At 52.8% G+C, this 26,340-nt stretch carries 24 protein-coding genes; 10 read left to right on the top strand and 14 right to left on the bottom strand.

Annotated features, from left to right (window positions below; genetic code table 11):
• Positions 1 to 23 precede the first annotated feature (23 nt).
• Positions 24 to 341, top strand: a complete 318-nt coding sequence (hspQ, locus tag C1N59_RS13325) for a heat shock protein HspQ (protein WP_394549712.1) — start codon at positions 24 to 26, stop codon at positions 339 to 341.
• A 33-nt stretch (positions 342 to 374) separates the two neighbouring features.
• On the opposite strand, the gene C1N59_RS13330 is transcribed toward hspQ, so the two are convergent.
• On the bottom strand, positions 375 to 788 hold the full coding sequence (locus tag C1N59_RS13330) for a CoA-binding protein (protein WP_033737602.1): 414 nt from the start codon (positions 786 to 788) through the stop codon (positions 375 to 377).
• A gap of 167 nt (positions 789 to 955) precedes the next feature.
• Between C1N59_RS13330 and C1N59_RS13335 the strand changes: the two genes are divergently transcribed.
• Positions 956 to 1,594: a YccT family protein gene (locus C1N59_RS13335; protein ID WP_006118673.1), complete on the top strand. Its 639-nt coding sequence runs from the start codon at positions 956 to 958 to the stop codon at positions 1,592 to 1,594.
• 68 nt (positions 1,595 to 1,662) lie between these two features.
• Positions 1,663 to 2,121 carry a methylglyoxal synthase gene (gene mgsA, locus C1N59_RS13340; RefSeq protein ID WP_039341234.1) on the top strand — a complete coding sequence of 153 codons (459 nt, stop codon included), beginning with the start codon at positions 1,663 to 1,665 and terminating at the stop codon, positions 2,119 to 2,121.
• Between the two features lies 1 nt (position 2,122).
• Here mgsA and helD read toward each other — a convergent pair whose 3' ends face one another.
• Complete coding sequence (gene helD, locus C1N59_RS13345) at positions 2,123 to 4,177, bottom strand: DNA helicase IV (protein WP_394549713.1); 2,055 nt, start codon at positions 4,175 to 4,177, stop codon at positions 2,123 to 2,125.
• Between the two features lie 123 nt (positions 4,178 to 4,300).
• Between helD and C1N59_RS13350 the strand changes: the two genes are divergently transcribed.
• Together C1N59_RS13350 and yccS are read left to right on the top strand one after the other, a co-directional pair.
• Complete coding sequence (locus tag C1N59_RS13350; protein ID WP_033737606.1) at positions 4,301 to 4,744, top strand: YccF domain-containing protein; 444 nt, start codon at positions 4,301 to 4,303, stop codon at positions 4,742 to 4,744.
• Positions 4,725 to 6,872, top strand: coding sequence for a YccS family putative transporter (gene yccS, locus C1N59_RS13355; RefSeq protein WP_394550856.1), 2,148 nt, complete (start codon positions 4,725 to 4,727; stop codon positions 6,870 to 6,872). Before C1N59_RS13350 ends, yccS begins: the two co-directional genes overlap by 20 nt.
• Here the strand turns inward: yccS and C1N59_RS13360 are convergent.
• Positions 6,869 to 7,495 carry a TfoX/Sxy family DNA transformation protein gene (locus C1N59_RS13360; RefSeq protein ID WP_054634362.1) on the bottom strand — a complete coding sequence of 209 codons (627 nt, stop codon included), beginning with the start codon at positions 7,493 to 7,495 and terminating at the stop codon, positions 6,869 to 6,871. The genes yccS and C1N59_RS13360 overlap by 4 nt on opposite strands.
• 210 nt (positions 7,496 to 7,705) lie before the next feature.
• On the opposite strand from C1N59_RS13360, the gene sulA reads away from it, so the two are divergent.
• Both sulA and ompA read left to right on the top strand, forming a co-directional pair.
• A complete protein-coding gene (sulA, locus tag C1N59_RS13365; RefSeq protein WP_039341244.1) occupies positions 7,706 to 8,197 on the top strand; it encodes an SOS-induced cell division inhibitor SulA in 492 nt (163 codons plus the stop codon).
• Between the two features lie 351 nt (positions 8,198 to 8,548).
• Complete coding sequence (gene ompA, locus C1N59_RS13370; protein WP_394549714.1) at positions 8,549 to 9,619, top strand: porin OmpA; 1,071 nt, start codon at positions 8,549 to 8,551, stop codon at positions 9,617 to 9,619.
• An 82-nt stretch (positions 9,620 to 9,701) separates the two neighbouring features.
• On the opposite strand, the gene matP is transcribed toward ompA, so the two are convergent.
• Positions 9,702 to 10,169 (bottom strand): macrodomain Ter protein MatP, encoded by a 468-nt coding sequence (gene matP, locus C1N59_RS13375; protein WP_394549715.1) that lies wholly within the window; start codon positions 10,167 to 10,169, stop codon positions 9,702 to 9,704.
• Positions 10,170 to 10,264: 95 nt separating this feature from the next.
• Between matP and C1N59_RS13380 the strand changes: the two genes are divergently transcribed.
• Both C1N59_RS13380 and fabA read left to right on the top strand, forming a co-directional pair.
• The gene (locus C1N59_RS13380; protein WP_039341249.1) at positions 10,265 to 12,091 is read left to right on the top strand and encodes an AAA family ATPase; all 1,827 of its coding nucleotides are present in this window, start codon (positions 10,265 to 10,267) and stop codon (positions 12,089 to 12,091) included.
• Positions 12,092 to 12,159: 68 nt separating this feature from the next.
• On the top strand, positions 12,160 to 12,678 hold the full coding sequence (fabA, locus tag C1N59_RS13385; RefSeq protein ID WP_006118663.1) for a bifunctional 3-hydroxydecanoyl-ACP dehydratase/trans-2-decenoyl-ACP isomerase: 519 nt from the start codon (positions 12,160 to 12,162) through the stop codon (positions 12,676 to 12,678).
• A gap of 69 nt (positions 12,679 to 12,747) precedes the next feature.
• Here the strand turns inward: fabA and rmf are convergent, their stop codons facing one another.
• The 6 genes from rmf to rlmKL form a co-directional block, all read right to left on the bottom strand.
• Positions 12,748 to 12,915 (bottom strand): ribosome modulation factor, encoded by a 168-nt coding sequence (rmf, locus tag C1N59_RS13390; protein WP_006118662.1) that lies wholly within the window; start codon positions 12,913 to 12,915, stop codon positions 12,748 to 12,750.
• A 258-nt stretch (positions 12,916 to 13,173) separates the two neighbouring features.
• Entirely contained in the window at positions 13,174 to 13,758 is a 585-nt protein-coding gene (pqiC, locus tag C1N59_RS13395) for a membrane integrity-associated transporter subunit PqiC (RefSeq protein ID WP_033737612.1), read from the bottom strand.
• Positions 13,755 to 15,398: an intermembrane transport protein PqiB gene (gene pqiB / locus C1N59_RS13400; RefSeq protein ID WP_033737613.1), complete on the bottom strand. Its 1,644-nt coding sequence runs from the start codon at positions 15,396 to 15,398 to the stop codon at positions 13,755 to 13,757. The genes pqiC and pqiB overlap by 4 nt, the downstream gene beginning before the upstream one ends.
• Positions 15,385 to 16,653, bottom strand: coding sequence for a membrane integrity-associated transporter subunit PqiA (gene pqiA / locus C1N59_RS13405; protein WP_054634216.1), 1,269 nt, complete (start codon positions 16,651 to 16,653; stop codon positions 15,385 to 15,387). The genes pqiB and pqiA overlap by 14 nt, the downstream gene beginning before the upstream one ends.
• Before the next feature lie 16 nt (positions 16,654 to 16,669).
• Positions 16,670 to 18,595, bottom strand: coding sequence for an ABC transporter ATP-binding protein (locus C1N59_RS13410; RefSeq protein ID WP_394549716.1), 1,926 nt, complete (start codon positions 18,593 to 18,595; stop codon positions 16,670 to 16,672).
• 5 nt (positions 18,596 to 18,600) lie between these two features.
• A complete protein-coding gene (gene rlmKL / locus C1N59_RS13415) occupies positions 18,601 to 20,715 on the bottom strand; it encodes a bifunctional 23S rRNA (guanine(2069)-N(7))-methyltransferase RlmK/23S rRNA (guanine(2445)-N(2))-methyltransferase RlmL (RefSeq protein ID WP_282498637.1) in 2,115 nt (704 codons plus the stop codon).
• A gap of 108 nt (positions 20,716 to 20,823) precedes the next feature.
• Between rlmKL and C1N59_RS13420 the strand changes: the two genes are divergently transcribed.
• Entirely contained in the window at positions 20,824 to 21,933 is a 1,110-nt protein-coding gene (locus C1N59_RS13420; protein WP_033737617.1) for a YcbX family protein, read from the top strand.
• Between the two features lies 1 nt (position 21,934).
• On the opposite strand, the gene C1N59_RS13425 is transcribed toward C1N59_RS13420, so the two are convergent.
• From C1N59_RS13425 to C1N59_RS13440, 4 genes are all read right to left on the bottom strand, one after another.
• On the bottom strand, positions 21,935 to 22,477 hold the full coding sequence (locus C1N59_RS13425; RefSeq protein WP_006118654.1) for a cell division protein ZapC: 543 nt from the start codon (positions 22,475 to 22,477) through the stop codon (positions 21,935 to 21,937).
• A gap of 142 nt (positions 22,478 to 22,619) precedes the next feature.
• Entirely contained in the window at positions 22,620 to 23,630 is a 1,011-nt protein-coding gene (pyrD, locus tag C1N59_RS13430; protein WP_033737618.1) for a quinone-dependent dihydroorotate dehydrogenase, read from the bottom strand.
• Between the two features lie 134 nt (positions 23,631 to 23,764).
• Positions 23,765 to 25,066, bottom strand: a complete 1,302-nt coding sequence (locus C1N59_RS13435; RefSeq protein WP_039341264.1) for a flippase — start codon at positions 25,064 to 25,066, stop codon at positions 23,765 to 23,767.
• A gap of 83 nt (positions 25,067 to 25,149) precedes the next feature.
• Entirely contained in the window at positions 25,150 to 26,130 is a 981-nt protein-coding gene (locus C1N59_RS13440) for a glycosyltransferase family 2 protein (protein WP_110267713.1), read from the bottom strand.
• Between the last annotated feature and the right edge of the window lie 210 nt (positions 26,131 to 26,340).

Consider the following 26,340-nt stretch of genomic DNA (forward strand, 5'->3'; position numbering starts at 1 on the left):
GACAGTTTTTTTCGGAGGTCATCATGATTGCCAGTAAATTTGGTATTGGTCAGCAGGTTCGTCATCGCCTCTCCGGCGTGCTGGGTGTCATTGTCGATGTCGATCCTGAATACGCGTTAGATGAGCCGCACCTGGATGAAATTGGTGCCGTCGATACCATGCGCAGTGCGCCCTGGTATCATGTGGTGATGGAAGATGAGCAAGGCAGTCAGGTTCATACCTATGTGGCCGAAATTCAGCTGGCCGGTGAAACCAGCCCGGAACATCCTGAGCAGCCCTCAATGGATGAACTGGCCGCCTCGGTACGTAAACAGCTTCAGGCTCCTCATCTGCGCCATTAACAGCGGGCGGCAACGGTGTTGCCGCGCCTGATATTAGTGCCCCAGCCCCAGTCTCGGGATCTCGATTTTGGGGCAACGATCCATAATCACCGTCATTCCCGCATCCTGGGCCAGCACGGCGGCCTGCTCATTGATTACCCCAATTTGTAACCAGAGCGAATCAGCTCCGGCAGCGATGGCTTCCTGAGCCACTTCCCATGCCGCCTCTGAATTGCGGAACACATCCACCATATCGATTTTTCCCGGCACCTCTGCCAGCGATCCATAGGCTGTCTGCCCTAACAGGGTTTTGCCTGCCAGCTTCGGACTCACCGGAATAACCTCATAGCCTTGATCAAGCAGATACTTCATTACGCCATAACTGGGGCGTTCCGGACGATCACTCGCCCCCACCAACGCGATGCGTTTTGTCCGGGTCAGTACGTCACGAATAGTCTGATCATTCATGTCCATCTCCTTTCACTTTAATCTTTAGTGTAGATGAGGCGTTACAGAGTTCGCACCTGGCGTAAAGACATATTGTGCCGCTTCGCTCGAATATATATGTATAATTGTAAACTTAATGCCATAATGTAAAAAATTGCTACATCCACCCACTTTTGACCGGAGTCGAAATGAAGCTGTCAATGGCTGTAACGGGGTTTATTGCCCTCCTCGTTTCGGCGTCCTGTTCTGCAATTACGTTAAAACTTGATCCGCAGATTACGCTGATGGTACTGGACGGGCGTAAGATTTCAGGCTCTCTCTTGAAAGGGGCCGACAGCCTGGAGCTTGAACGGGGTCAACATCAATTTTTATTTCGGGTAGAACAACCGGCAGATCCGCGTAAGACGGCGCTACCGGGCTACCAATCCGTGCCCATGATCGTGGCATTCACTGCGGCGGCAAAAACCATCACGATTCGCCTGCCACCGCTGACCAGTGCGCGCGAGCGACATAACTTCGACCGGACGCTGGCCTTCAGGCTGGTGGACGAGAAGGGCAAAGAAATATTCAGCGTGCGCGATCGTCTGCCCACCAGCCCGGGCGTGGACATCGAAAAAGCCATGGTTAAGTATAATCGCATGGGCCTGGCGGCCTCTGTGCCGCAATTCGCGAATCTTACCGCGCCCTCTCCTTCCGCCCAACTGACGGCGGACCTCGCCTGGTCCGTTCAGAGCACAACGCCTTCAATTCAGCGCTGGTTTGAACGTTTTGATGAAGCAACCCGCCAGCAATTTATCAATCTGGTCAAAATGCTGCGGGCAAGTTGATAGACAGAAAGCGTACAAGGTAAACTGCGGCAACGGGCTGTTGGGCTCACTGGCATCAGGATGCTGTTATGGACTACACCGTACGAACGCTTGGTCAACAAAAACATATCGCGCTGGTCGCCCATGACCATTGCAAAGCTTCTCTGCTGGACTGGGTTACACGAAACCAATCCGCACTTGAACCCCATATTCTTTACGCAACCGGGACGACAGGTAATCTCATCAACCGTCACACCGGCCTGAACGTGAACGCGATGCTCAGTGGCCCGATGGGCGGCGATCAACAGGTCGGTGCGCTCATTGCCGAAGGCAAAATAGATGCGCTGATGTTTTTCTGGGATCCGCTTAATGCCGTGCCCCACGATCCTGATGTTAAGGCCCTGCTTCGTCTGGCGACAGTGTGGAATATTCCGGTCGCCACCAATCGGGCAACGGCCGATTTTATTATTCAGTCACCGCTTTTTTCGCAAACAGTGGACGTGCGAATCCCGGATTACGCACGCTACCTTGCCGAACGCCTGAACTGATTCAGGCTTTACGTAATACGGGTACATCCAGTGCCCGGAACGCATCGACGAAGACTGAGGGTTGTTGTTTATCGAACAGCAACCAGACCTGTTGCCGCGCGCGCGTCAGGGCAACATACGCCAGCCGGCGCTCTTCTGCATCAGGGAAGTCTTCGGGCTGCGGCAGCAGCCCCTGCTCCATAATGGACTCACGCTGCGGCGCGGGAAACCCTTCTTTGCCTTGCTGCAGACCCAGCACAATGACGTAATCGGCCTGCTGACCTTTACTGGCATGAATGGTCATAAAATCGATACGCATTTTTGGCCAGCGGGTTTTTGCCTTATCCAGCAGTTCAGGACGCAAATAGTGATAGCGAGCCAACAGCAGTACGCGCTCATCCGCTTTAACATAACCGCTTAGCTTGTTAAGAAGTGCCTCAAACTGATCGTGCGGGAGCAAAGCAATCGACTTTTTATTCCCTTTCGTCAGACTGTTTAAGGGCTTACGCAGTTGATGCGGATTTTGCTGGATAAACCGATTCGCCACTTCACCAATACGATCATTGAAACGATAGGTCGTATCCAGCACACAACGATCGCCCTCACCAAAATAGTGATGGAATGCCGTTGTCAGACTCATCTCTGCGCCGCTGAACCGGTAAATTGCCTGCCAGTCATCGCCCACCGCAAACAATGTCGTGCGTGTGTTTTGCTGACGCAGCGCGCTGAGTAAAGCCGCGCGTTGTGGCGAGATATCCTGAAATTCGTCAACCAGAATATGCTTCCAGGGGCTGACAAAGCGGCCCTTTTCAAGGATCGCGATGGCCTGATGAATCAGCCCGGAGAAGTCGACTGCGCCCTCGTCCTTAAGCGCACTTTTCCAGGCCTTCAGAAGGGGTGCCATCAATTTAACCCGCTTACTGAATACGTCGCGCAGCGCGTCAGGTACATCCTCAATCATGGCGGCCTGTGCGCCGCCATGCATCCGCATCAGGCCAAGCCAGCGTTCAAGACGAGACGCCAGGCGCTGTGCTAAACGATCATCCTGCCAGAAAGGGCCTTCGCTGACCTCCCACTCCAGTTCATCACGCAACCATTGCCGCCAGCCATTCGCCTGGGCTTTCTTTTCATTACACTGCTGGCGCCAGTGGTCGATCAGCCATGTCCGACGCGCGTCGGCATCGCTTTCGAGTTTACTGATGACCGGCTGTTTATGACTTCCTTCCCGAATGATATGCAGGGCCAGCGCATGAAACGTATGCGCCTGGATATCCCCGGCCCCTAAGCGGCTTTGAATACGGTCATTCATCTCTTCCGCCGCATGACGACCAAATGCCAGCAACAAAATCTGATCGGCAGCGGCCAGTCTGCGCTGTAACAGCCACCCCGCGCGGGCCACTAATACTGACGTTTTGCCGCTGCCAGCGCCCGCCAGCACCAGCACAGCGTCTTCGCCGTTAACCACCGCTTCTGCCTGTGACTCGTTCAGCGGGGTGGATTCCACCGTGGCGAAAAAATCCCGGTAGCGGGTCAACATGGCGGCCGTCCAGTCACGATTGCGCTGCGTCATCGCCGTCTCGCCCTGCTGCAGCCAGTATTGGCAAAATGCCCAGTTTTCACGGCAGGAATCAAACTGCTCAATGCGGGAAAGCGGCAAAGGTAACGCGTCAAACTGTTTGCGGATCTTATCTTTGATCGCCTGAAGTTCGCTGCGCTTCAGCCAACGCTCCTGTTCGCTGAATCCCTGAATGTCGTCGCGCAGCGCCTGTAAAACCGCGGCGCATACTTCACTCATTTCCTGACTCCAGCTTTGCCACGACTGCATGAGGTAGTGGAAAAAACGCTGCGTCTCCTGCCATTCCGTACCGTGCAAACGCACAACCTTGTTGTCCGCCAGTAAAAATTCCAGTTCACCCCACACCATTCCCCGTTTACAGGTGATGTCGGACAACTGATTGAAGGGGATCAAATATTCGTGTTTGTCGCCGCTGACCTCAACGCCCGCGGATAACAGGCGAACACGATGATAAGGATGCTGGGCAAGCCGTTTGCCCATGGATGTTGCTTTAAGTTCCACGCCGACACCAACGACCGAGATAGAGAGTAATCGGAGTTTACCTGTCAGACTCTTGACGCTCCAGCCTTAAAACACGCTAAACTTGGCGGCACAGATTGCGGAGTGCAAAAGGAAAAGCCTGTTATGCGTACTGTTTTAAATATTCTTAATTTTGTCCTGGGTGGATTTTTCACCACGCTGAGTTGGTTATTCGCCACGCTCATCAGTATCGTCCTGATCTTTACCCTGCCCTTAACGCGCTCCTGCTGGGAGATCACTAAGCTGTCATTTCTGCCGTTTGGCAATGAAGCGGTCCATGTTGACGTTCTGCGTCCGGAGAATAAAAGCTCTATCATGAACACCGGCGGCACGTTTCTGAACATTTTCTGGTTTATCTTTTTCGGTTGGTGGTTATGCCTGTCGCACATTTCTGTCGGCATCGTGCAGTGCATCAGCATTATTGGTATTCCGGTGGGCCTCGCCAATTTCAAGATTGCCGCCATTGCACTCTGGCCGGTAGGACGTCGGGTTGTCTCTGTGGAAGAGGCGCGTGCCGCGCGTGATGCCAATGCCCGCCGCCGCTATTAGTATGCTGTCCGGGTGGCGAAAGTATCTTTTTAACAGCACCTGGCGTTATCTGCTGCGCATTCTGTTTGCCTTATCAGGATGTGCGGCTGTGCCCTGGATACTGCAGCAAATTGAGTGGACGATTCCGTTAACCCTCGGCGTGGTTGCCGCCGCGCTGGCCGATCTGGATGACAGGCTGGCCGGGCGGCTTAAAAACCTGCTGATTACCTTACTTTGTTTTTGCATCGCTTCGGTTTCAGTAGAGCTGCTGTTCCCGCATCCGTTGGTATTTATTATCGGCCTGGCAGGTTCAACATGGGGATTCATTCTGTTAGGCGCGCTGGGACAGCGCTATGCCACCATTGCATTTGGCGCCTTACTGATTGCCGTTTACACCATGCTGGGCATTGGGTTGTTCTCACAATGGTATATGCAGCCCATGCTGCTGTTGGTTGGGGCTCTGTGGTATAACCTGCTGACGCTGCTGGGCCATTTAATGTTTCCGGTTCGTCCAGTGCAGGAACAACTGGCAGCCAGTTTTTCACAGCTGGCCCACTATCTGGATGCCAAAGCCAATCTGTTTGATCCTGACGCGGGTGAACAGGATGATGCTGCATTTGTTAAAGCCGCGATGGTAAACAGCCAGCTTGTTGCACAGCTCAATCTGACCAAGACCACCTTGCAAAGCCGTTTACGAGGTGACAGAGGCTCACGCGGTACCCGACGCAGCCTGCACTATTACTTCGTGGCTCAGGATATCCATGAACGCGCCAGCTCTTCGCATCTGCAGTACCATCTTCTGCGTGGCGACTGGCGTTACAACGAGATCCTGTTTCGCTTTCAGCGTTTACTGAATATGCAGGCACAGGCCTGTCGCCAGCTTGCCCGGGCGATTCTGCTGCGCGAACGCTGGGAACATGATGGCCGCTTTGAGCGTGTTTTTGAACGTCTGGAAAATGCGATTCACCGGCTGGCACAGAGCGAGCCGGATGCCGCCCATACCGGTGCACTGCTTTGGCTGCTTCGCAACCTGCAGGCCATCGATGCACAACTGGCCTCAATCGAAACCGAGCAGGCGCAGGCAGTTGATCCGCAGCACAGCGACAACCTGCTGTCACGCGAAGAACTGAGTGGCTGGAGTGATATTAAACTGCGCCTCAGCCTTCACCTGAGTCCGGCCTCTGCCCTGTTTCGCCACGCCGTACGCATGTCGATTGTGATGTGTGTGGGATACGGATTTATTCAGATTACCGGGCTGGAGCGCGGCTACTGGATCCTGCTGACCAGTCTGTTTGTTTGCCAGCCTAACTATAGCGCAACCCAACGCCGACTGGCGCTACGCATTGGCGGCACGCTCGCGGGCATTGCGCTTGGACTGCCCCTGCTCTGGCTGGTCCCTTCCATTGAAGGCCAACTGGTCTTGATTGTGGTCACGGGCGTCATGTTCTTTGCGTTTCGTCAGGTGCAGTATGCTCATGCAACCTTGTTCATTACTCTGCTGGTGTTGTTCTGTTTTAATTTGTTAGGCGAAGGCTTTGAAGTGGCCCTGCCCCGGGTAGTGGACACGTTACTGGGCTGTGCGCTGGCCTGGCTGGCCGTCACCTTTATCTGGCCAGACTGGCGTTTTCGCCAGCTTCCGGCGGTGGCGACGCGCACACTCAATGCCAATTGCCGTTATCTGGATGCCATTATGGAACAATACCATCAGGGCAAAGATAATCGCCTCGCTTACCGTATTGCCCGCCGCGATGCACACAATGCTGACGCGGAACTGGCCTCCGTCGTGTCGAATATGAGCAGTGAAACCCGTACCAACCCTAAGCTGCGGGAATGGGCCTTTCAGCTACTTTGCCTGAACCACTCGTTGCTCAGCTATATCTCCGCGCTGGGGGCGCACCGCGATAAAGTCACTGATCCAGTGCTGCTGGCACTTCTCGACGACACGGTGTGCTATGTCGAAGATGTGCTGCAAACCGACATCGTCAGTGACAGCCGGGCTGAGGAAATGCGTCGGGAACTGGAACAGCGCATCACCCGGTTTACCGCCGGACCTGATTCACGTACGCCGCTGGTGCTTCAGCAGTTGAGTTTACTGGTTGTCCTGCTGCCGGGAATCGCCCGCCTGCGACGCGCATTAGGCTCCCATTAAGACTCCTTCTTTGCCTTTTCTACCATTTTGAGCGCAGCCTGGTACCATTCGCCCAGCTCCGCTTTGACCGTCGGTGGCAGAGCGGCTTCATGATGGCCAGAAATGGCTCCTTCAAGCGCCAGCAAGGTTTTAAAGCCGAGGTGCTGGTTATGACGTTTAAGTTTTAACCAGCACGCCCGGGCTCCCACTTCGTGCAGATGTTCGACGCTGCAAATGCCTACCTCATGGAGCATCATTTCCAGCCGTAAAGTGACATTGGGTAAATCTTTTAAACGCACACGTCCCTGCCGATCGTCCTGTTCCCTGCGCGCAGTCTGTAATGAGGCCGCTGAAAGGGCAACCAGGTGCGCCTGGTCACACCATAAATGCTCATCGACTCTGAAATAATTCAGGCTAACCGCCATACCACGCTTGCGAAAAGTGAGCGGCTCCAATGGGCGTTGTGCAACATATTCTTTTAGCGCTTCGCTGGCGCGCAGATAAAGCTGATCGTCCTTTATCAGCGCAAACACGACGCGTTCAACAGCTAACGCGTAACCGCCGAACTGAGTGCGGGATTCAATGTTACCTAAAGGTGCCAGTTGTTGCTTTGATCGCAAAATGACCCGCTGTTCTTTCTTCATATCATCACCTCCCTGTAACAAACCCATGTTAAAATCTTTACTATTCAGTCAGTTAGAAGATAGGGAAATTCAGTTACAGGTTCAATGAATAAATCGTATTGAACACAAAATTATGAAAATTTTGCGAGGCATTTTCAGAAATTCAGGTTGATCTTTATCCAGGATGCCATTACTGTACATCCATACAGTCAACTGCTGAGTGATTAATTTATGCGCACCCAACATCCCCGTAATGTATGCCCGACTCACCGTTACGCTTCGCCTTCTGACCCCGCTTCTCAGAGCGGCTGGATTACTGAATTGCGCTATAGCGAAAAACCGGGAATGATGCAGATGCTGCTGTTACCGTTGCTTCAGCAACTGAGCCAGCAATCCCGCTGGCAGCTTTGGTTAACACCGGCGCATAAGTTGAGTCGGGTCTGGATGCAGGAAGCAGGCTTGCCCCTGGAGAAAAGTATGCATATCGCCGACGCTGAACGTTACAACGCCGTCGAGGCCATGATTAAGGCCCTGCGTACGGGAAATTACAGTGTCGTTTTAGCCTGGATTCCCTACGATCTGGATGAAGATGAGCGTCGGGAACTGGAGCTCGCTGCGGCTGAAGGTGAAGCGTTAGGACTCATCCTGCGCTCGGGTGAGTCCTCCAAAACGCCAGTCAGACCAGAAAGTCGGCTAAAAATTCAGTCTGATTTGTTTCATTAAGTAAAAAATGAGATTTATCTCAAGAAATTTTTTCTCTCGCGTTGGGCTAAGACACTGATTCTGCTCCTGCCAGTAATGACAATGGCTTAGCCCCCATTTCGCGGGTTACCCCCATCACAGAAGTTCACCCTAAATTGTTAGAATTTATGTATAAAACACTGTTTTTTTACATAAGTGCCTCACATCACACTTGTAAGTTTCCAATCTCGTTGTAGACTTTATCTCGCCAGGGTGCTCAATAACCTCCGTTTTTTGCGGTAGAGTCATAAGCGAGCGTTTTGACCCGGCGAAGGATTAAACCAAGAGCAACCTTTATGCTCATTGCCTATTTGGATGATAACGAGGCGCAAAATGAAAAAGACAGCTATCGCAATTGCAGTGGCACTGGCTGGCTTCGCTACCGTAGCGCAGGCCGCCCCTAAAGATAACACCTGGTACACCGGTGCTAAACTGGGCTGGTCTCAGTATCACGACACTGGTTACTACGGCAATCAATACGAAAACAACGATGGCCCAACTCACGAAAGCCAACTGGGTGCTGGTGCATTCGCCGGTTACCAGGCTAACCCATACCTGGGTTTCGAGCTGGGTTATGACTGGTTAGGTCGTATGCCTTACAAAGGCAACGTCACTAATGGCGCTTTCAAAGCACAGGGCATCCAACTGGCTGCTAAACTGAGCTACCCAATCGCTGACGATCTCGACGTTTATACCCGCCTGGGCGGTATGGTATGGCGTGCAGATTCTACTCAAACGAATCCAACTGTTGGCCGCATCAGCGACCACGACACCGGTGTTTCTCCACTGGCAGCGGTTGGTGTTGAGTATGCTCTGACCAAAAACTGGGCAACCCGTCTGGATTACCAGTGGGTGAACAACATCGGTGACGCACAGACCGTTGGTACACGTCCAGACAACGGCATGCTGAGCCTGGGTGTTTCTTACCGTTTCGGTCAGGATGATGTTGCTGCGCCAGCTCCGGCTCCAGCTCCAGCACCAGCGCCAGTTGTTCAGACTAAGCGCTTTACTCTGAAATCAGACGTTCTGTTCACCTTCAACAAGTCAACACTGAAGCCAGAAGGCCAGCAGGCTCTGGATCAGCTGTACAGCCAGCTGAGCTCAATGGATCCTAAAGACGGTTCAGTCGTTGTTCTGGGCTTCACCGATCGCATCGGTTCAGAGCAGTACAACCAGAAACTGTCTGAGAAACGTGCTCAGTCTGTAGTAGATTACCTGGTATCTAAAGGTATCCCTGCTAACAAGATCTCTGCTCGCGGCATGGGTGAATCTAACCCAGTGACTGGCAACACCTGTGACAGCGTGAAAGGCCGTAAAGCCCTGATCGACTGCCTGGCGCCAGACCGTCGTGTAGAAATCGACGTTAAAGGTATCAAAGACGTGGTAACTCAGCCTCAGGCTTAAGTTATACGTGATAAAAAACCCCGCGCATGCGGGGTTTTTTTTGTCCTTTAATCCGGAGCAGGCCTGAATATTGCTCCGTAAACTACCCGTTGTCAGTATCCGACTTGCCCAGTATAGCCTGCAAATCCTGCTTCAGCGTCGACATCTGGCTGGCGTACTTTTCTTTGCGTTCGGCATCTTCAATTAGCTGCACAATCGTTTCAGACAGGGTGCAGTTGCGCCGTTGCGCCAGGCCGGCCAGCCGCTGCCAGACCAGATATTCAAGATCGATGGATTTTTTTCGTGTGTGCTGATGCTCGGCATTGAAATGCCGTTTTCGCCGCGCACGGATCGTTTGTTTAAGCCGGTTGTCCAGTTCGGGATGAATGTGTTGGCTAATCCAGTCGTTAACGTCGACGGGATTATTCTCCATGATTAACAGCTTATCGACTGCCGCCTGTGCCGCGCTGAGTTCAAGGTGACGCGTGATCAGTTCACCTTCCCGATGTTTTTTCACCAGGTATTTCCACTTCCATCCACATTCAAGATTTTCGAGCTGCTGGTATTTCATCGGAATCTCATCGTGATCACGTAACGAACTAAGAATAACAGCTTTTTTACTGGATGCAGCAACGAAAAACATGTCGTCAGTGTCACAACTTCTGATTGAACTCCGCAGTGCTTAAGCACAGTGAATCCTGTATAATCTCGCTTTTCTCAAAACAGACAAATGCGATTATTTTGACCAGCACTCAACTCACGTGGCAAACCTTACAGCCGGATAGCGCGCAATATCAATCCGTTTTCTCCCGAATTGCTGATGAAGAAACCGATGCTTTAGCAACGGTGCAGCCCCGATTGCTGAATGCGCTGGCCCACTTGCACCATCAGAGTCAGGGTTTTCCTTTGCTGCTGGTTCGCAGCCAGGAAAACCGCGATTATCTCTCGCTGATCGCCAGTGCGGCACAGCGCGTAATGGGCACCGCTTCGTCCCTGGCGGGCGGGGATTATCATATCCTGGCCGACAACGTCACGTTGCAGCCGCCCACTGACAGTCAGCGTCCTTTTACCAGCCAGGGTGGTGTGCATTTTGCCGACTGGATTGAGCAGGAGCAGCTGTTTGGCTGTGTCCGGGTACATAAAGATCGTATTCAGCTGGAACCTGGTCTGATCCATCGTGCCAATGGCGGAACGCTGGTGCTTTCACTCCGTGCGCTCCTCGCTCAGCCCCTGCTCTGGCTGCGGCTGAAAAGGAGCATTGAGCAAGGCTACCTCGAATGGCTGTCGCAGGATGAGCGCCGCCCTTTGCCTGTCTCTGTCCCGCCGCTTCCGCTGAAGTTAAATCTGGTGCTCTGTGGCGAACGCGATACGCTCGCTGATTTTCAGGAGCTGGATGCCGAAGCGCATGAGATGGCGATTTACACTGAATTTGAAGAAAACCTTCAAATTGTGGATGAAGATGATGTGCTGGCATGGTGCCGCTGGACAGTAGATTTGGCCGCACAGGCTGATATCGCTGCGCCAGATGAGGACTTTTGGCCTGAGCTCATCAAAGAAGGCGTTCGCTATAGTGGCGATCAGGAAACCTATCCCCTTTGTCCACGTTGGCTGCTGCGTCAGCTGCGTGAGACCGCGTTGATGGGTGAAACACTAAACGCTGAAGCCTTGCGTGACGCGCTGGAAGCACGTCTGTGGCGCGAAAATTATCTGAATGAACGCATGCGTGATGAGATTTTGCTGCGCCAGATTTTGGTCGAAACGGAAGGCGAAGTGGTGGGCCAGATCAACGGTCTTTCCGTCGTGGAATATCCCGGTCACCCGCGGGCCTGGGGCGATCCCTGCCGTATCACCTGCGTGGTTCATCCTGGCGACGGAGAATTTACCGACGTCGAACGCAAAGCGGAGCTGGGCGGCAATATTCATGCTAAAGGCATGATGATTATGCAGGCCTATCTTATTGCGGAGCTGGAGTTAGATCAGCAACTGCCTTTTTCTGCTTCGCTGGTGTTTGAACAATCCTATTCGGAAGTTGACGGCGACAGCGCGTCGCTGGCAGAACTGTGTGCTCTGATCAGTGCCCTTGCCGATACACCGCTAAATCAGCAAATTGCGGTCACGGGCTCGGTCGATCAGTTTGGTAATGTCCAGCCGGTCGGTGGCCTGAATGAGAAAATTGAAGGCTTCTTCGACATCTGCCATCAGCGTGAGCTCACGGGTCAGCAAGGTGTGATTATTCCTGCCTGCAATGTGCGCCACCTGAGTCTGAATCAGCAGGTTGTGAGTGCGGTCGAAGCCGGTCGTTTCCATATCTGGGCAATCGATACGGCTGATGAAGCGTTGCCCTTATTGACCGGAAAAGTCTGGAACACGGAAGACGGCGAAGGCGAATGCCTGCTGCGTACGATTCAGGAGCGCATCAGTCAGATGAATCAGCCTGAGCCCACCCCTCGGGCATGGCCGTTGAGATGGCTTAACTGGTTCAACCACCGTTAATCTCATTTGCTCAGTGTACAACTGTTCGCTAATATTCGTGATTCACTAAAAGAAGGCTTAATAAGAACATGGTAGATAAACGCGAATCCTATACCAAAGAAGACCTGATCCTGTCTGGTCGCGGTGAACTGTTCGGCGAAAATGGTCCGCCACTCCCTTCCGGCAATATGCTGATGATGGACCGCGTGGTCAAAATGACCGAGGACGGCGGGAAATATGATAAAGGCTTCGTGGAAGCTGAACTGGATATCAATCCAGATCTGTGGTTCTTTGGCTGCCATTTCATTGGTGATCCGGTGATGCCTGGCTGTCTGGGCCTGGATGCGATGTGGCAACTGGTTGGCTTCTATCTCGGCTGGCTGGGTGGCGAAGGAAAAGGCCGCGCGCTGGGCGTGGGTGAAGTTAAATTCACCGGTCAGGTTCTGCCAGACGCGAAAAAAGTCACCTACCGCATTCACTTTAAACGCGTGATTAACCGTAAACTGGTTATGGGCGTGGCAGATGGTGAAGTGTTTGTTGACGGGAATTTGATCTATACAGCCAGCGATCTGAAAGTTGGCCTGTTCAAAGATACTGCTGCATTCTGACGTTTCATTCCACAGAAACGAAAACCTCCGCACAGTGCGGAGGTTATATCCCTTTTCAGTGACATCCGGCTAAGCCGCAGCCGACCTGTCCTCCATGGCTTGTCGCCAACCTCCCAACCAGTGAGACTTAGCGTCTATCATTTGATACGGACACATCTCTTTAGAGCGTCCTGTAATGCCAGCTTGATAACCACGTGAATGGGCGCGCTCAAGGCGGTCTCGTTTCTGTCTCTTCATACTCCGTGTCCCTCATGTAAGGTCTGTGGAATCTGGTGGAAAGAAAAAGGTGGCGAATTAATGTTCAGCCACCCTTTTGTTTTACTCGCTCTGTATGAAAAGATCAATGCGCAATATTCACGCCAGTGTCACAAATATGACCTGCTCCAGACATATACTTTCTGTTTCACCCTATGAAACTGTGACGATATCCGTATGATTTATAAAGAAAGCCTGGAAAACGTCAGAAAAATTATATGTGCTGAAACAACACGTTAACTAAAGCCCTGTTGCGGTTGACTCTGCCGTGGTTGCACCGCGTGCAATCTGCTGTGCGATTTGCTGCCAGCCCTGTGCCAGCGTTTTAACCAGCGAATCATAGCCATCTTCACGCTGCGGTAGCACCAGATTAAAAGCCTGCTTTGTGAAGCGCCCCTGATGTTCCAGTGTCCACTGACCGCTGATTACCGCCTTGCCATCATAACGGCCCTGGAAATCATTCACCGTTACGCTCAGCGTATCGTGCTCCTGACCGATAAGCGTCTGGGTAACCAGACGGCCGGGTAACGCTTTCGTCAGATTAGTGATCAACGTTTGTTGCAATTGCTGATCGAGCGGGCTGGCCCACAGATTATTAGCGGCAATGACATATTTTACGTCGCTGGTCTGATAGACCAGCCCATTGCCCGCCAGATAGTCGGGGACCGTAATTTGCTGCACCCATAATGTCGGCTGCGCATTCGCCTCGCTGCTTATCACCTGCATTGAGGCTGCCCCCGAGGGCAGCTGATAATAGGTAGTATTGACCGTACTGCTACAGGCACTCAGTGCGAGAGCGGCAAAAAGCATTAATCCTTTTTTCATTGTTTCGCCCTCTTTGGCTGGGGATCCTGTCCCGGTTTGGCCTCAAACACTAACGCATTACTTTTCGCATTTAACGTTTTTAACACGGGCTGAAGTTCACGCAGCACCTGATCAAGCCGTTGCATATCGCCCACCAGCTTGCTGTAAGCCGGGGAGCCTGGCTGTAACCCTTTCATGCTACGGTTCAGCTCACGAAGCGTCTGCTGCGTTTCTTCTGGCAAGGTCTTCATCGCCGGACTGCTGGTCACCACATTGATGTTATCAATAGTACGCTGCAGATCCCTGAGCGTCTTCTGGCTCTCTTTCAGTGTGCCCGTGGCTTCCGTCACCATGTTGTTCAGCGGTAAACTGTTAATCTTATCCAGCGCCGCCATCAGTTTTTGCTGGATCTGACTGAGGCCGCCGCTTACTGTTGGAATCACTTCGTATCCCGCGACTTTATCCGGACCGGTATACGGCGGTGCGTTATTATAGAAGTCGATATCCACATACAGCGCACCGGACAGCAAATTGCCCGTTTTCAACGTTGCGCGCAGGCCACGTTTCTTACCATCCTGCAAATGCTGCTCAAGATCGAAGTTTTGCCCTAAACGGTTAATAAAGCGATCGGGTTCAATACGAATCAACACCGGCACGCGATAATCATTATTTAACGCCTGAGCGGTGCCCGCATTCATGAACGGCACTTCGGCAACGGTACCCAGACGAATGCCGCGGAATTCAACCGGCGCGCCCACCTGCAAGCCACGAATCGAATCCGAGAAGAACATCAGATAGTCGATATGATTGGTATACAGCGAATCCTGAATACTGCGTTGATCGTCGAACAAATGATATTCAGCCTGATTCTGCGCCGCTTTGCCTAAATCCCACCCGTCCGGGACGTCAAAACTCACTCCGCCGCTAAACAGCGTGGTCAGGGATCCCATTTCGACGCGCATCCCTGAGGCCGACATATCGACCGCGATGCCGCTGTCTTTCCAGAAGCGCACATTGGTCGTCACCAGGCGATCGTAAGGCGCGGCGATAAACAGCTGATAGGTCATCAGGCGTTTATCCGTGTCGAACGTGCTGGTTTCAACGGTGCCGACACGGAAACCGCGGAACAGAACCGGATCGCCCGGATTCAGTTGGCCTGCTTTATTACTGTCGAGCGTAATCCGGATACCTTTGGCATCCGGCGGGGCAAGCGGCGGTGAATCCATCAGGGTGTACTGCTCCAGAGGCGCTTTTTTGGTGCCGGGCTGCAGCTCAATATAGGCCCCGGAAAGTAACGTGCCCAGACCGGTGATCCCTTCACGGCCCACCTGCGGTTTAACTACCCAGAAGACGCTGTCGCTGTGCAACAGTTTTTCCATACCGGCATTCAGTCGGGCTTTAATTTCCACATGATGAAGATCGTCTGTCAGCACCGCACTTTCCACCACGCCAACGTTCACGCTGCGACTTTTAATCGTGGTTTTGCCCGCTTCGATCCCTTCTGCACTCTCGGTGATCAGGGTCACTTCGGGCCCCTGATGGCTGAAGTGATAAAACAGAATCCAGCCGCCTATTAATAACGTGACAATAGGGACGATCCATACCGGTGACCAGCGCTTAATCTGGTCCACTTTGGCATAACCGTGATTATTTTCCGTCAAGATGCGGCTCCTTCATGTTTTTCTCACCAGCACGATCCCAGGTTAAGCGCGGGTCAAACGTCATTGCCGCAATCATGGTCAGAATCACCACCAACGCAAACAACACCGCTCCCCATGCCGGATAAATTTTCATTAATTGCCCCATGCGCACCAGCGCAGAGAGCACGGCAATCACAAAGACGTCAATCATTGACCAGCGCCCCACAAACTCAACGACTTCATAAATCCGGTGCATTTTGTGACTGTCGCGCTGCCCTCGCCCACTGGCATCCCAGCACAGCCAGCCAATCGCCAGCATTTTCAGAGACGGCACCATAATACTGGCGATGAAAATCACCAGCGCGACCGGATAAGAGCCATCGCCCCATAGCAAAATGACGCCAGCCATGATGTTGGACGGCATCGCGGAGCCCAGGGTTTCCGTAATCATGATGGGCAGCAGATTGGCCGGCACGTAGAGCATAATGGAGGTGATCAGCAGTGCCATGGTCCACTGCAGGCTGTGCTTACGTCGGGCATGGGCGACTACGCCACAACGGGGGCATTCCTGCTGCGCCACGGGCAAGATCGCCGTACAGCAAGGACAGGATCGCAGCCCCTGCCTGAGTCCGCTAATGCCAGGCTGTGGCGCATGCGGCAAAGGCGGCGGTGCCTCAATTTGCAGCCAGAGCCAGCGACGGTCCAGGCACTGAAACGCCCGCAGTTGTAAAAGACAAAACAGACACCAGGGCCAGAAACTGGTTTCAAGGCTGATTTCGCCATAGGCCATGAGCTTCACAAAACTTACCAGCACACCGGCCATAAAAATTTCGGCCATGCCCCAGCTCCGCATATGAAACAGAATACGCGCCAGCCCCAGTTTCAGGCTAAGGGGCATCTTGACCTGGTTGACCAGCAGGACCAGCGTGACCATGCAAAACGCCGGAATCGCCTGAACAAACAGCAGAAACAGGGTGGCCAGGCTGGCATAGTCATCGGCCACCATGACACCAGGAATTTGCATCAGGCTAATCTGGCTGGAGAGCCCAGCCACTTTCATGGTGATAAACGGGAACAGATTAGCCAGGACTAACATAAACAGTGCCGCCAGCGCATAGCCGGTGGGACGTTTGCGTGGCTCTGACCAGTTGACTGTCAGGGACGTGTGGCAGCGCGGGCATGACGCGCGGCTGCCAACAGGGATATCCGGCAGTTTGACCATCAGGTCGCATTGTGGACAAAGCATCCACGCACTGGTTTTGTCTGCAGAACACATTCCCTGACCCTTATCGCTAGCCGCCGTTTTTCATTGATTCCAGTTCTTCCCAACGCGCAAACGCGGTTTCCAGCTGCGCTTCTACCTGAGCCAGTTCATCCAGCACCGGCTGCGTTTTATCGTGCGGCTGGCTGAAGAAATTCGGGTGGCTCATGCTTGCCTGCAGTTCGCCGATACGCGCCTCTAACTGTTCCAGTTTTTGCGGTAATTGCTCCAGCTCACGCGTCAGGTTATAGCTTAGTTTGTTCGCGCTGCGTTTGGCAGATTCATTTTTCGGTTCAGCAGACTGAGCGGCACGATTTGCCTCTTTCGCTTTCGCGGTCACCTGCGTTTTTTGCTGCTTATAGGCCGCACGCTGCTGTTGGGCATCGTGATAACCCCCGACGAAGGTGCCAATCTCACCATTGCCTTCAAAGATCCAGCACTCCGTCACGGTGTTATCCACAAACTGGCGATCGTGGCTGACCAGCAGCACGGTGCCCTGATAGCCGTCGATAAGCTCTTCCAACAGTTCCAGTGTTTCCACATCAAGGTCGTTGGTCGGTTCATCGAGGATCATCAGGTTACTTGGGCGCAGAAACAAACGCGCCAGCAGCAGGCGGTTACGTTCTCCACCGGACAGCGCTCTGACAGGTGTCATCGCCCGCTTGGGATGGAACAGGAAGTCCTGCAGATAACCCAGCACATGGCGGGGCTTACCGTTCACCAGCACTTCCTGCTTCCCTTCGGCGAGGTTATCCATCACCGTTTTGCCGGGATCGAGTTCTGCACGATGCTGATCGAAATAGGCCACTTCAAGCTTGGTGCCTGAATGCACGCGGCCATGGTCGGCCTTAAGCTGTTGCAGCATCAGGCGCAGTAAGGTGGTTTTGCCACAGCCATTTGGGCCAATCAGGGCAATCTTGTCGCCGCGCTGAACCTGCGCCGAGAAATCGTTGACCAGTTGCTTGCCGTCTACCGCGTAATCGACATTCTCCAGCTCAAAGACAATTTTGCCGGAACGGGACGCTTCGCCGACCTGCATATTGGCTTTACCCATCACCTCACGGCGCTCTGAGCGCTCGCGACGCAGGGCTTTTAACGCGCGGACGCGGCCTTCATTGCGGGTACGGCGCGCCTTAATCCCCTGACGTATCCACACTTCTTCCTGTGCCAGCTTGCGATCAAACTCGGCGTTTTGCATTTCTTCAACGCGCAAGGCTTCTTCTTTGCCTTCCAGATAGGCGTCGTAGTTACCCGGCCACGAAACCAGTTTGCCACGATCCAGATCCACGATACGGGTGGCCATATTGCGAATAAACGAACGGTCATGAGAGATAAACACGATGCTGCCGCTGAAACTTTTCAGGAAGGTTTCCAGCCAGTCAATCGTTTCAATATCCAGGTGGTTCGTTGGCTCATCCAGCATCAGTACGCGTGGATTACTGACCAGCGCGCGTCCGAGCGCGGCTTTACGTAACCAGCCGCCCGATAACGACGACAGCTCCGTATCCGGTGACAGGCCAATCTGCTGCAACACATCATTGATGCGACTTTCCAGTTGCCACAGATTGTGGTGATCCAGAATGCCCTGCAAGCGTGCCATCTCATTGAGGTTCCTGTCGCTCGGATCCTCCATGACCTGATGGGAAATCGCGTGGTAGGCTTTCAGATGCTCCGCCTGTTCCTGCACGCCTTCTGCCACAAAGTCGTAAACCGAGCCGGTAATATTTCGCGGCGGATCCTGTTGCAGACGTGCGACGACCAGATCGGTCTCATAAATGATGCGGCCATCATCCAGCGGTTGCTCGCCGTTGATGATTTTCATCAATGTGGATTTACCCGCACCGTTACGACCAACCAGACACACGCGCTCATTCTCTTCGATGTGCAGCTCGGTGTTATCTAACAGCGGCGCATCGCTGAAGGAGAGATAAGCGCCGTGGATACTAATTAATGACATGTAGCTTATTCCTTACCGGCATGTGTAATCAGCCAGCAGTTGTGAATTTGGCGATTACGCGCAAAATCCTGTGACAGGGTTTTCTGTGTGATGTCCTGCGCCTGAAGGCCTAATGCCTTAAGGCCGTCCAGATCCATTTTGAAACCACGTTTGTTATTCGAGAACATGATGGTGCCGCCTTTGCGCAGCAGACGCTTCAGATTGCGCATCAGCATCATATGGTCGCGCTGCACATCGAAACTCTCTTCCATACGTTTAGAGTTTGAGAACGTAGGCGGATCGATAAAGATCAGATCGAAATTTTCATCAGTTTCATTCAGCCAGCTCAGGCAGTCCGCATGCAATAAGCGATGCTGACGGCCTGTCAGGCCATTCAGCCGCAGGTTCCGTTCCGCCCATTCCAGATAGGTGCGCGACATATCCACTGTGGTCGTAGAACGCGCGCCGCCCAGCCCCGCATGGACGCTGGCGGTGCCGGTGTAGGCAAACAAATTCAGGAAATCTTTGCCTTGGCTCATCTGGCCCAGCATTTTGCGCGCGATACGGTGATCGAGGAACAACCCGGTGTCCAGGTAATCGGTCAGATTCACCAGGAAGCGGGCATTGAATTCCTGCACCTCGAAATAATCGCCCTTCTCGCTCAGTTTCTGATACTGCGCTTTGCCCTTTTGGCGTTCGCGGGTTTTCAGGATGAGGCGGCTGGACGGCAGCTCCAGCACGCTGAGCGTCGCGCTGATAACATCGAACAGGCGCTGACGGGCTTTATTTGCGTCGATAGTTTTCGGTGGCGCATATTCCTGTACCACTACCCAGTCCGCATAGCGATCCACCGCCACGTTGTAGTCAGGCAGATCGGCATCATAAATGCGATAGCACTCAATCCCTTCCTGGCGCGCCCATTTATCGAGCTTCTTCAGGTTTTTACGCAAGCGGTTAGCGTAATCTTCGGCAATCTGGTTGGCGCGCTCACCACTGGCGGCAGATAACTGATAATTCTTCTGTACGCAGTCCAGTGGTCCGTTTTTCGCCTTGAACTGTCGATCGGCGCGCAGTTGCAGGCAACTGAGCAGCTCGGGTGAGGCGCTGAACAGCGATAAGTTCCAGCCCGCAAAATGCTGCTTCATCAGCCGCCCCAACTGACTGTGCAGGGCAATAAGCGCAGGCTCGCTTTCCAGACGCTCACCGTACGGTGGGTTACTCAGTACCGTGCCCGTTACGCCGTTCTCAAGCGGATTGTTCAGCTTCAGCAGGTCCTGTTGCCCAAAGGTGAACAACTCGAAAACGCCTGCGCGGCGGGCGTTGGCTTTCGCCCATTCCAGCACCCGGCCATTATTATCGAAACCATAAAAACGTGCCTGACAGACCGCCGTGCCCGCACGGGCCCGCGCCTGCGCATCGCGTTTAACGTCCAGCCACAGGCTTTCGTTAAAGCCGGCCCAGGCCGTAAAGCCCCACTGGCTCCGGAGTAAACCTGGCGCACGATCGCAGGCCATCAGTGCCGCTTCAATCAGCAGCGTACCGGAACCACACATCGGGTCGATGAGCGGCGTAGTCGTTTGCCAGCCTGAACGCATCACAATGGCTGCGGCCAGGTTCTCTTTCAACGGCGCCTGACCGGTTTGCTGGCGATAACCACGCTGATGTAACGCGCTGCCGCTGAGGTCCAGTGCAATGCTGGCGCGATCGTCGTCGAGCCAGACGTTAATGCGGATCTCCGCCTGTTCACGATCCACATCTGGTCGTGGCAGATTGCGGCGGGTAAAGCTGTCAACAATCGCGTCTTTGACACGCAACGCGCCAAACTGACTGTTACGGATCGCCTCGTTAGTCCCGTTAAAATGCACCACAAAGGTTTTATCGCTGCCAAAGGTAGCAGGCCAGTCAATGCCCTGCACACCAAGATAAAGATCGAGATCGCTGTACACGCCCACCTCCGTCAGCGGAAGCAGAATGCGCGACGCCAGACGGCTCCACATCAGGCTTTGATACATGACGCGATCGTCAGCTTTGAAGTGAACGCCTCCCTGTACCACTTGCAGGTCCTGCGCGCCCAGCGCGTCCAGCTCATTTTTTAACAGCTCTTCGAGCCCACGCGCCGTGCTGGCAAACAGAGAATTCATATCGTCACTTTTTACTCTTGAGAAAATTGTTGCGCATTATAGCGAATCGCAGACCTATGTCATAAAGTTAGCTTCTTTTGTCTTGCGCGCCTGCTTCAGGAGACTGTCATGATTACGCTTTCCCGCTTGTTTATTCATCCTGTTAAATCAATGCGGGGGCTGCAGGTTTCCCATGCCTGGGCTGCCAACAGCGGATTGACCTTCGATCGCATTTTTATGGTGACCGAACCCGATGGCACTTTTATTACTGCGCGCCAGTTCCCGGAAATGGTGCAGTTTACGCCCGCCGTCACCCCTGAGGGATTATTTTTACAGGCGCCCGACGGCAGTCAGTCGCTGATTCGCTTCGCCGATTTTACGCAAACGGAAGCGCCAACAGAGGTATGGGGAAACACCTTTACCGCCCGTATCGCGCCGGAGGCGATCAACCAGTGGCTGAGTGCCTTTTTCCCAAGACCGGTCCAACTGCGCTGGACTGGACCACAGCCGTCACGCCGCGTGAAGCGCTTCACCGAGGTGCCGCTGGGGTTTGCCGATGGCTATCCTTATCTGTTAGTGAATAATGCCTCTCTGCGGGATCTGCAACAGCGCTGTCCGGCCAGCGTGCGCGTTGAGCAATTTCGTCCTAACCTGGTGGTCAGCGGTGCGCCTGCCTGGGATGAAGACAACTGGGCGGAGATTACGGTAGGTCAGGTACATTTTGCTGTCCCTAAGCCCTGCAGTCGTTGCGTGTTTACTACGGTTAGCGTTGAAAATGGCCAGAAACATCCTGACGGACAACCTCTCGCCACACTTCAGGGCTTTCGCACCGCACAGGACGGCAGTGGTGACATTGATTTTGGCCTGAACCTTATTGCGCTAAACAGTGGGATTATTCGTGTCGGTGATGACGTCAAGGTCGTCAAACGCCAGCCGCCACGCGCCTATGGTGCGGGAGAGGTTGTGGAAACCCTCAAGCCGCAGCAGCAATCCCCCAATGCGGTGACGATTTCGTATCAGGGCCAGACATTCAGCGGCGATAACCAGCAAATTTTGCTTGAGCAGCTCGAAGCCCAGGGGTTCCGCATTCCCTACTCGTGTCGGGCAGGTTTGTGTGGCAGTTGCAAAATCACCCTGGTGGCGGGAAAAGTGAAGCCCCTAAAACAGAGTGCCATCCGTGAGGATGGCACAATATTGAGTTGCAGTTGTATTCCTGCCGGCGATATTGATGTGAAGTAAGTTACACCGCGCGTGCATAACGCGTGGTTTTTTCCTGCTGATGCGGTTGAAGACGGTCGTTCATCACTTTAATCGCATCCCCTAACACCATTCCTTTGCCCGCCAGCGTTAACGCGGGCTGCGCCAGCAGGCAGAGCGCGGCGTTATCGCCATTTTCAACCACCAGCAAACGTGCCTGCTCGCCATTCTCGGCCAGCGTGACCTCAACCATCTCGCCGACCGCAGGTTGCATTGGCTGGCGATGTGCGGAGAAATGCCAGCTTTTGGGCATCAGGGGTTTTAGAAAGCGGGCGGCCACCAGCGCATTTAACACCAGTTCGGCGCGCTGATTACTGCTTAACGGGCTCTGGCGGCACTTCTCTTCAAAGGTGAAATAGAGCGCGGCGTCATCAACACAAAATCCGGATTCCGTGAAAGCATCCGGTGTCAGCATTTTGCGTGCATAGCGGGAACGAAAAAGCATACCGTCAGCCAGATCGAGCATCATCCGGTCGTGCTCGGCGTCATAATACCAACGCCAGTTGTCATCGGGTTTAATTTTCATCGTGTGCCCTGTATTTACCGCTGTGCTAAAGGCAAAATATCTGTCGAAGAATAATGAATGCTGAAAAATCGTGCAACAGGACAAAATATAAACGAGCCGGAGAGAGAAATAAACCCCCCGGCGCATTAATAGAGCGATTCTCTTAGATGTGGGTCACGATATCTTTAATTAAGCCCGGACCTTTATAAATAAAACCAGAATAAATTTGAACGAGCGTGGCGCCGGCAGCGATTTTTTCTCGTGCCGCGGTCAGCGAATCAATTCCGCCCACGCCAATAATGGGCAAACGCCCCTGCAGCTCTTGTGACAGACGCTGAATGACGGCGGTGCTGCGCGACTGAACCGGACGTCCACTTAATCCCCCGGCTTCCTCGCTATATTTCAGTCCATTCACCAGGGTACGATCCAGTGTGGTATTTGTGGCAATGACGCCATCAATTTGGTGGCGAACTAAACTGTCAGCCACCTGGATCAACTCGTCTTCAGAAAGATCCGGCGCGATCTTTACAGCGACAGGCACATATTTGAGATGCCGCTTTTCCAGTTCTTTTTGTTTTGCTTTGATGGAACTGAGCAGATCGTCAAGCGCCTCACCATATTGCAGAGAACGTAAACCTGGCGTATTCGGTGACGAAATATTGATGGCAATATAACCGGCATGGGCATAAATTTTCTCCATGCACAGCAGATAATCGTCTTTGCCCTGCTCCACTGGCGTATCTTTATTTTTGCCAATATTGATGCCCAGCACGCCCTTGAATCGGGATTTTTTGACATTTTCCACCAGATTATCCACGCCGAGATTATTGAATCCCATGCGGTTAATAATCCCTTCGGCTTCAACTAAGCGAAACATGCGCGGCTTATCGTTACCTGGCTGAGCCCGTGGCGTGACCGTTCCCACTTCAACAAAACCAAATCCCATTGCGCCAAACGCATCAATGCACTCGGCATTTTTATCCAGCCCGGCCGCAAGGCCCAGCGCATTATCAAACGTCAGCCCCATACAGGTCACGGGGCGCGAGGGTAAACGCTGGCGGATAAGGGCTTCCAGCGGCGTGCCGCTCATAAAGCGTAACTGCTGAAAGGTGAGATGGTGCGCGCGCTCAGGATCGAGCCTGAATAACGCCGGTCGGACGATTGAGTAAAACATGCACTCTCCTGGAAGACGGAAGCGACGGTGGAAATCAGTGCACAGGAAATTGTGCGCCAGAATGGTAAGGTGCTCTGGCGCAAAAGTAAATCGTGGGGCGTTAAGCGAGGAAACTGTTTGACGCAGATTTGATCTTACACAACGGAATCGTTTGCCGTGCGCGAATTCATCCTGTCCGGAAACGCATAGTCACGCCAGATATTGTGGCGAACCATAATGCCAAAAATACCGATACAGACCAGCACTTCCGCCAGCACCATTGACCATGCTGCGCCGATCGCGCCAAATTTCCACGCCAGCAAACAGCAAACAGGTACGTTGACGACGCCCGCGACCATCATCACCATCATGCGCTGACGCGCCAGCCCGTGCGGAATCAGAATCTGCAGTCCGGCGGGATAGGCGATATTGCCGAACAGGAAGCACAGCACAAAGACGCGGAGAACATCGGCTGACGGCAGGAAGTCTTTGCCTAACAGCAATGACACCACCTGATCGGCAAACAGCCAAGTAAAGATCACAATAGACAGACTGAGGCCAAAAGACAGCATCAGGCTTTTACGTGTGGCAGCAACCGCAGCCGCTTTATCGCGACCAAACAGATGGCTGACGCGCGGGAAAAACGCGCTGCCAATCTGCTCCGGTACAGAATTCGCGGCTTTGCGCAGCCTGTCCGCACCGTTGTAGATCCCCACCATGTAGTGGGAGGTAAAGCTGGCGAGAATCACGACGTTTACGCTGTTAAACAGGTTAGCACCGGCAATGGCGATAAACACATCTGCACTGTCGGTAATGCGCTGTTTGATCTCTTTCGGTTCGAAGCGATACGCGCCAATCACCTTCATTTCCAGCACAAACTTCAGCGTAATAATGGCGTTAATAATGGATACCGCGCCCGGTATCAGCGCCGCCAGCCAGGTATCGTCCGGTGTTTTCACCAGTAAAAACGTCAGCGGGATGGCACAAAAGTTGCCAAAGGTGGCGATCATCGCCGTTTTACCCAGCTTCTCAAAACCCTGCATCAGCCAGCCAAAGGAAAACAGTGAACCGACTAATGTGGTGCAGTTAGCCAGAATAATAAAAAACAATGAATGCCAGGACGGATTAAACCAGGTCGCCGTGAGCAATGTGCCGCTGGTCAGCAGCAGCAGCATCAGTTTGGCATTGAATGTTGACCAGAAGAGTTGCGTCACGCGCGCCTTGTCATCACGGTGGTGGGCAATGTCTTTAGTCGTAAAAACATTGAACCCCCAGTCAGAAATCGTACTGCAGTAAAGTACGCAGGCGATGGCCAACGCCAGAATCCCCATATGATCGACACCCAGCACGCGCGCCAGGTAGGGTAAGGTCGCCAGCGGAAACAGGAAAGAAGCTCCCCGGTACGCCAGCAAAGATAAGATATTGACTACTAAACTTTTATCGAGCACTTTTGCCATGTCGCAACAACCTTATACACATTGCATGCCTCACCTTCTCATTTCGCTCAGGTGCAAACAATATCACTTGCCATTTTTCGGAATTACGGAACGCGTTTGAGTTCTTTTTTCACTTTATGGCTTTGCAATAAAATGAAGGTTTCCGGACTGTTGAACAGCAGCCACTCTTTCAGACTACTGGCTTTAACTCTGCGCCCGAAATAACGAATCGCATTAAGCACATAGTCAGGAACGGGCGTCTGGTTGTAGAGCGACAAATAAATCATCAACCGGAAGGAATGAAACAGGTAGGCTTTTTCTAAATCCTTTTTCAATTCACTTTTATGCAGTGAACGGCACAATGTGTTGAAGGTTGTAATAAATGCATTGTAGCGTTGAATAAAAAAGGTCGGGTTTTTGCTACTGTTGGTCAGTGAGCCGCCACGGATGCGCTGTTTGTAATAGGTTTGACGGCTTACCCAGACCTGATTGCATTTCATAAACACCGATAACGTAAAATTATGGTCTTCATGAACACGATCGATAAAACGTAACTGATGCTGCTGGATGACGCTTTTTTTCACGACATAATTCCAGGCGGCGGAAGTATACGAACCGTTTTGTAACAATCCCAACAGGACATCCTGCGGGCGCTGAATGCCAAACAGGCCGTGCCTGACTTTCGGCCACGTAATTTCCGGTTTGTCTTCACGGTAAGCACTGGAATTAAAACAAAACAAATCCGTATCCGGATAATGCTCAATGACCTGAGCCAGTTCGCTGACAAGGCCGTCCACCACCACATCATCAGGATCGCAGAAAAAAACAAACTGTCCTTTAGCGGCCTCTACGCCTTTGTCGCGCGCATTGCCTGCTCCTCCATTCGGAATCGTGATCACCTTGACCTGGGGCAGGTGCGCATAATGCTGTTCAATTAACGCCACTGTCCCGTCAGTCGAACTGTCGTTAACAATGATAATTTCATTCGGCGCGCGAATTTGACTTACCAGGGAGTCAACGCATTCAACAATATATTTCTCAACGTTGTACGTTGGAATAATGACCGATAACAGGATGTCAGACATACATGATTTCTCTGCTGTTAGAAAATGAAAAATAAAATCCACCAGCCTGAGACAGGCACTGACTAAAGGCGAATAGTTATATTTAAAATAACAGGCGCTTACATTGAGCTGCGTTATTTTAATGCCTGGTGCCGCAAAATGCCTGCCTCAATATCGTGCGGAGGCAGCACAGGCAAAAACCATCGTAAGAAAAACTAAAGTTTAATCACT

The sequence above is a fragment of the Pantoea sp. SGAir0183 genome (assembly GCF_043545505.1).

Excerpts from the sequence above, each read along its gene's own strand:
- hspQ (WP_394549712.1), top strand. The coding sequence starts at position 24 with ATGATTGCCAGTAAATTTGGTATTGGTCAGCAGGTTCGTCATCGCCTC.
- C1N59_RS13330 (WP_033737602.1), bottom strand. The coding sequence starts at position 788 with ATGAATGATCAGACTATTCGTGACGTACTGACCCGGACAAAACGCATC.
- C1N59_RS13335 (WP_006118673.1), top strand. The coding sequence starts at position 956 with ATGAAGCTGTCAATGGCTGTAACGGGGTTTATTGCCCTCCTCGTTTCG.
- mgsA (WP_039341234.1), top strand. The coding sequence starts at position 1,663 with ATGGACTACACCGTACGAACGCTTGGTCAACAAAAACATATCGCGCTG.
- C1N59_RS13350 (WP_033737606.1), top strand. The coding sequence starts at position 4,301 with ATGCGTACTGTTTTAAATATTCTTAATTTTGTCCTGGGTGGATTTTTC.
- yccS (WP_394550856.1), top strand. The coding sequence starts at position 4,725 with ATGCCCGCCGCCGCTATTAGTATGCTGTCCGGGTGGCGAAAGTATCTT.
- C1N59_RS13360 (WP_054634362.1), bottom strand. The coding sequence starts at position 7,495 with ATGAAGAAAGAACAGCGGGTCATTTTGCGATCAAAGCAACAACTGGCA.
- sulA (WP_039341244.1), top strand. The coding sequence starts at position 7,706 with ATGCGCACCCAACATCCCCGTAATGTATGCCCGACTCACCGTTACGCT.
- ompA (WP_394549714.1), top strand. The coding sequence starts at position 8,549 with ATGAAAAAGACAGCTATCGCAATTGCAGTGGCACTGGCTGGCTTCGCT.
- matP (WP_394549715.1), bottom strand. The coding sequence starts at position 10,169 with ATGAAATACCAGCAGCTCGAAAATCTTGAATGTGGATGGAAGTGGAAA.
- fabA (WP_006118663.1), top strand. The coding sequence starts at position 12,160 with ATGGTAGATAAACGCGAATCCTATACCAAAGAAGACCTGATCCTGTCT.
- rmf (WP_006118662.1), bottom strand. The coding sequence starts at position 12,915 with ATGAAGAGACAGAAACGAGACCGCCTTGAGCGCGCCCATTCACGTGGT.
- pqiC (WP_033737612.1), bottom strand. The coding sequence starts at position 13,758 with ATGAAAAAAGGATTAATGCTTTTTGCCGCTCTCGCACTGAGTGCCTGT.
- pqiA (WP_054634216.1), bottom strand. The coding sequence starts at position 16,653 with ATGTGTTCTGCAGACAAAACCAGTGCGTGGATGCTTTGTCCACAATGC.
- C1N59_RS13410 (WP_394549716.1), bottom strand. The coding sequence starts at position 18,595 with ATGTCATTAATTAGTATCCACGGCGCTTATCTCTCCTTCAGCGATGCG.
- rlmKL (WP_282498637.1), bottom strand. The coding sequence starts at position 20,715 with ATGAATTCTCTGTTTGCCAGCACGGCGCGTGGGCTCGAAGAGCTGTTA.
- C1N59_RS13420 (WP_033737617.1), top strand. The coding sequence starts at position 20,824 with ATGATTACGCTTTCCCGCTTGTTTATTCATCCTGTTAAATCAATGCGG.
- C1N59_RS13425 (WP_006118654.1), bottom strand. The coding sequence starts at position 22,477 with ATGAAAATTAAACCCGATGACAACTGGCGTTGGTATTATGACGCCGAG.
- pyrD (WP_033737618.1), bottom strand. The coding sequence starts at position 23,630 with ATGTTTTACTCAATCGTCCGACCGGCGTTATTCAGGCTCGATCCTGAG.
- C1N59_RS13435 (WP_039341264.1), bottom strand. The coding sequence starts at position 25,066 with ATGGCAAAAGTGCTCGATAAAAGTTTAGTAGTCAATATCTTATCTTTG.
- C1N59_RS13440 (WP_110267713.1), bottom strand. The coding sequence starts at position 26,130 with ATGTCTGACATCCTGTTATCGGTCATTATTCCAACGTACAACGTTGAG.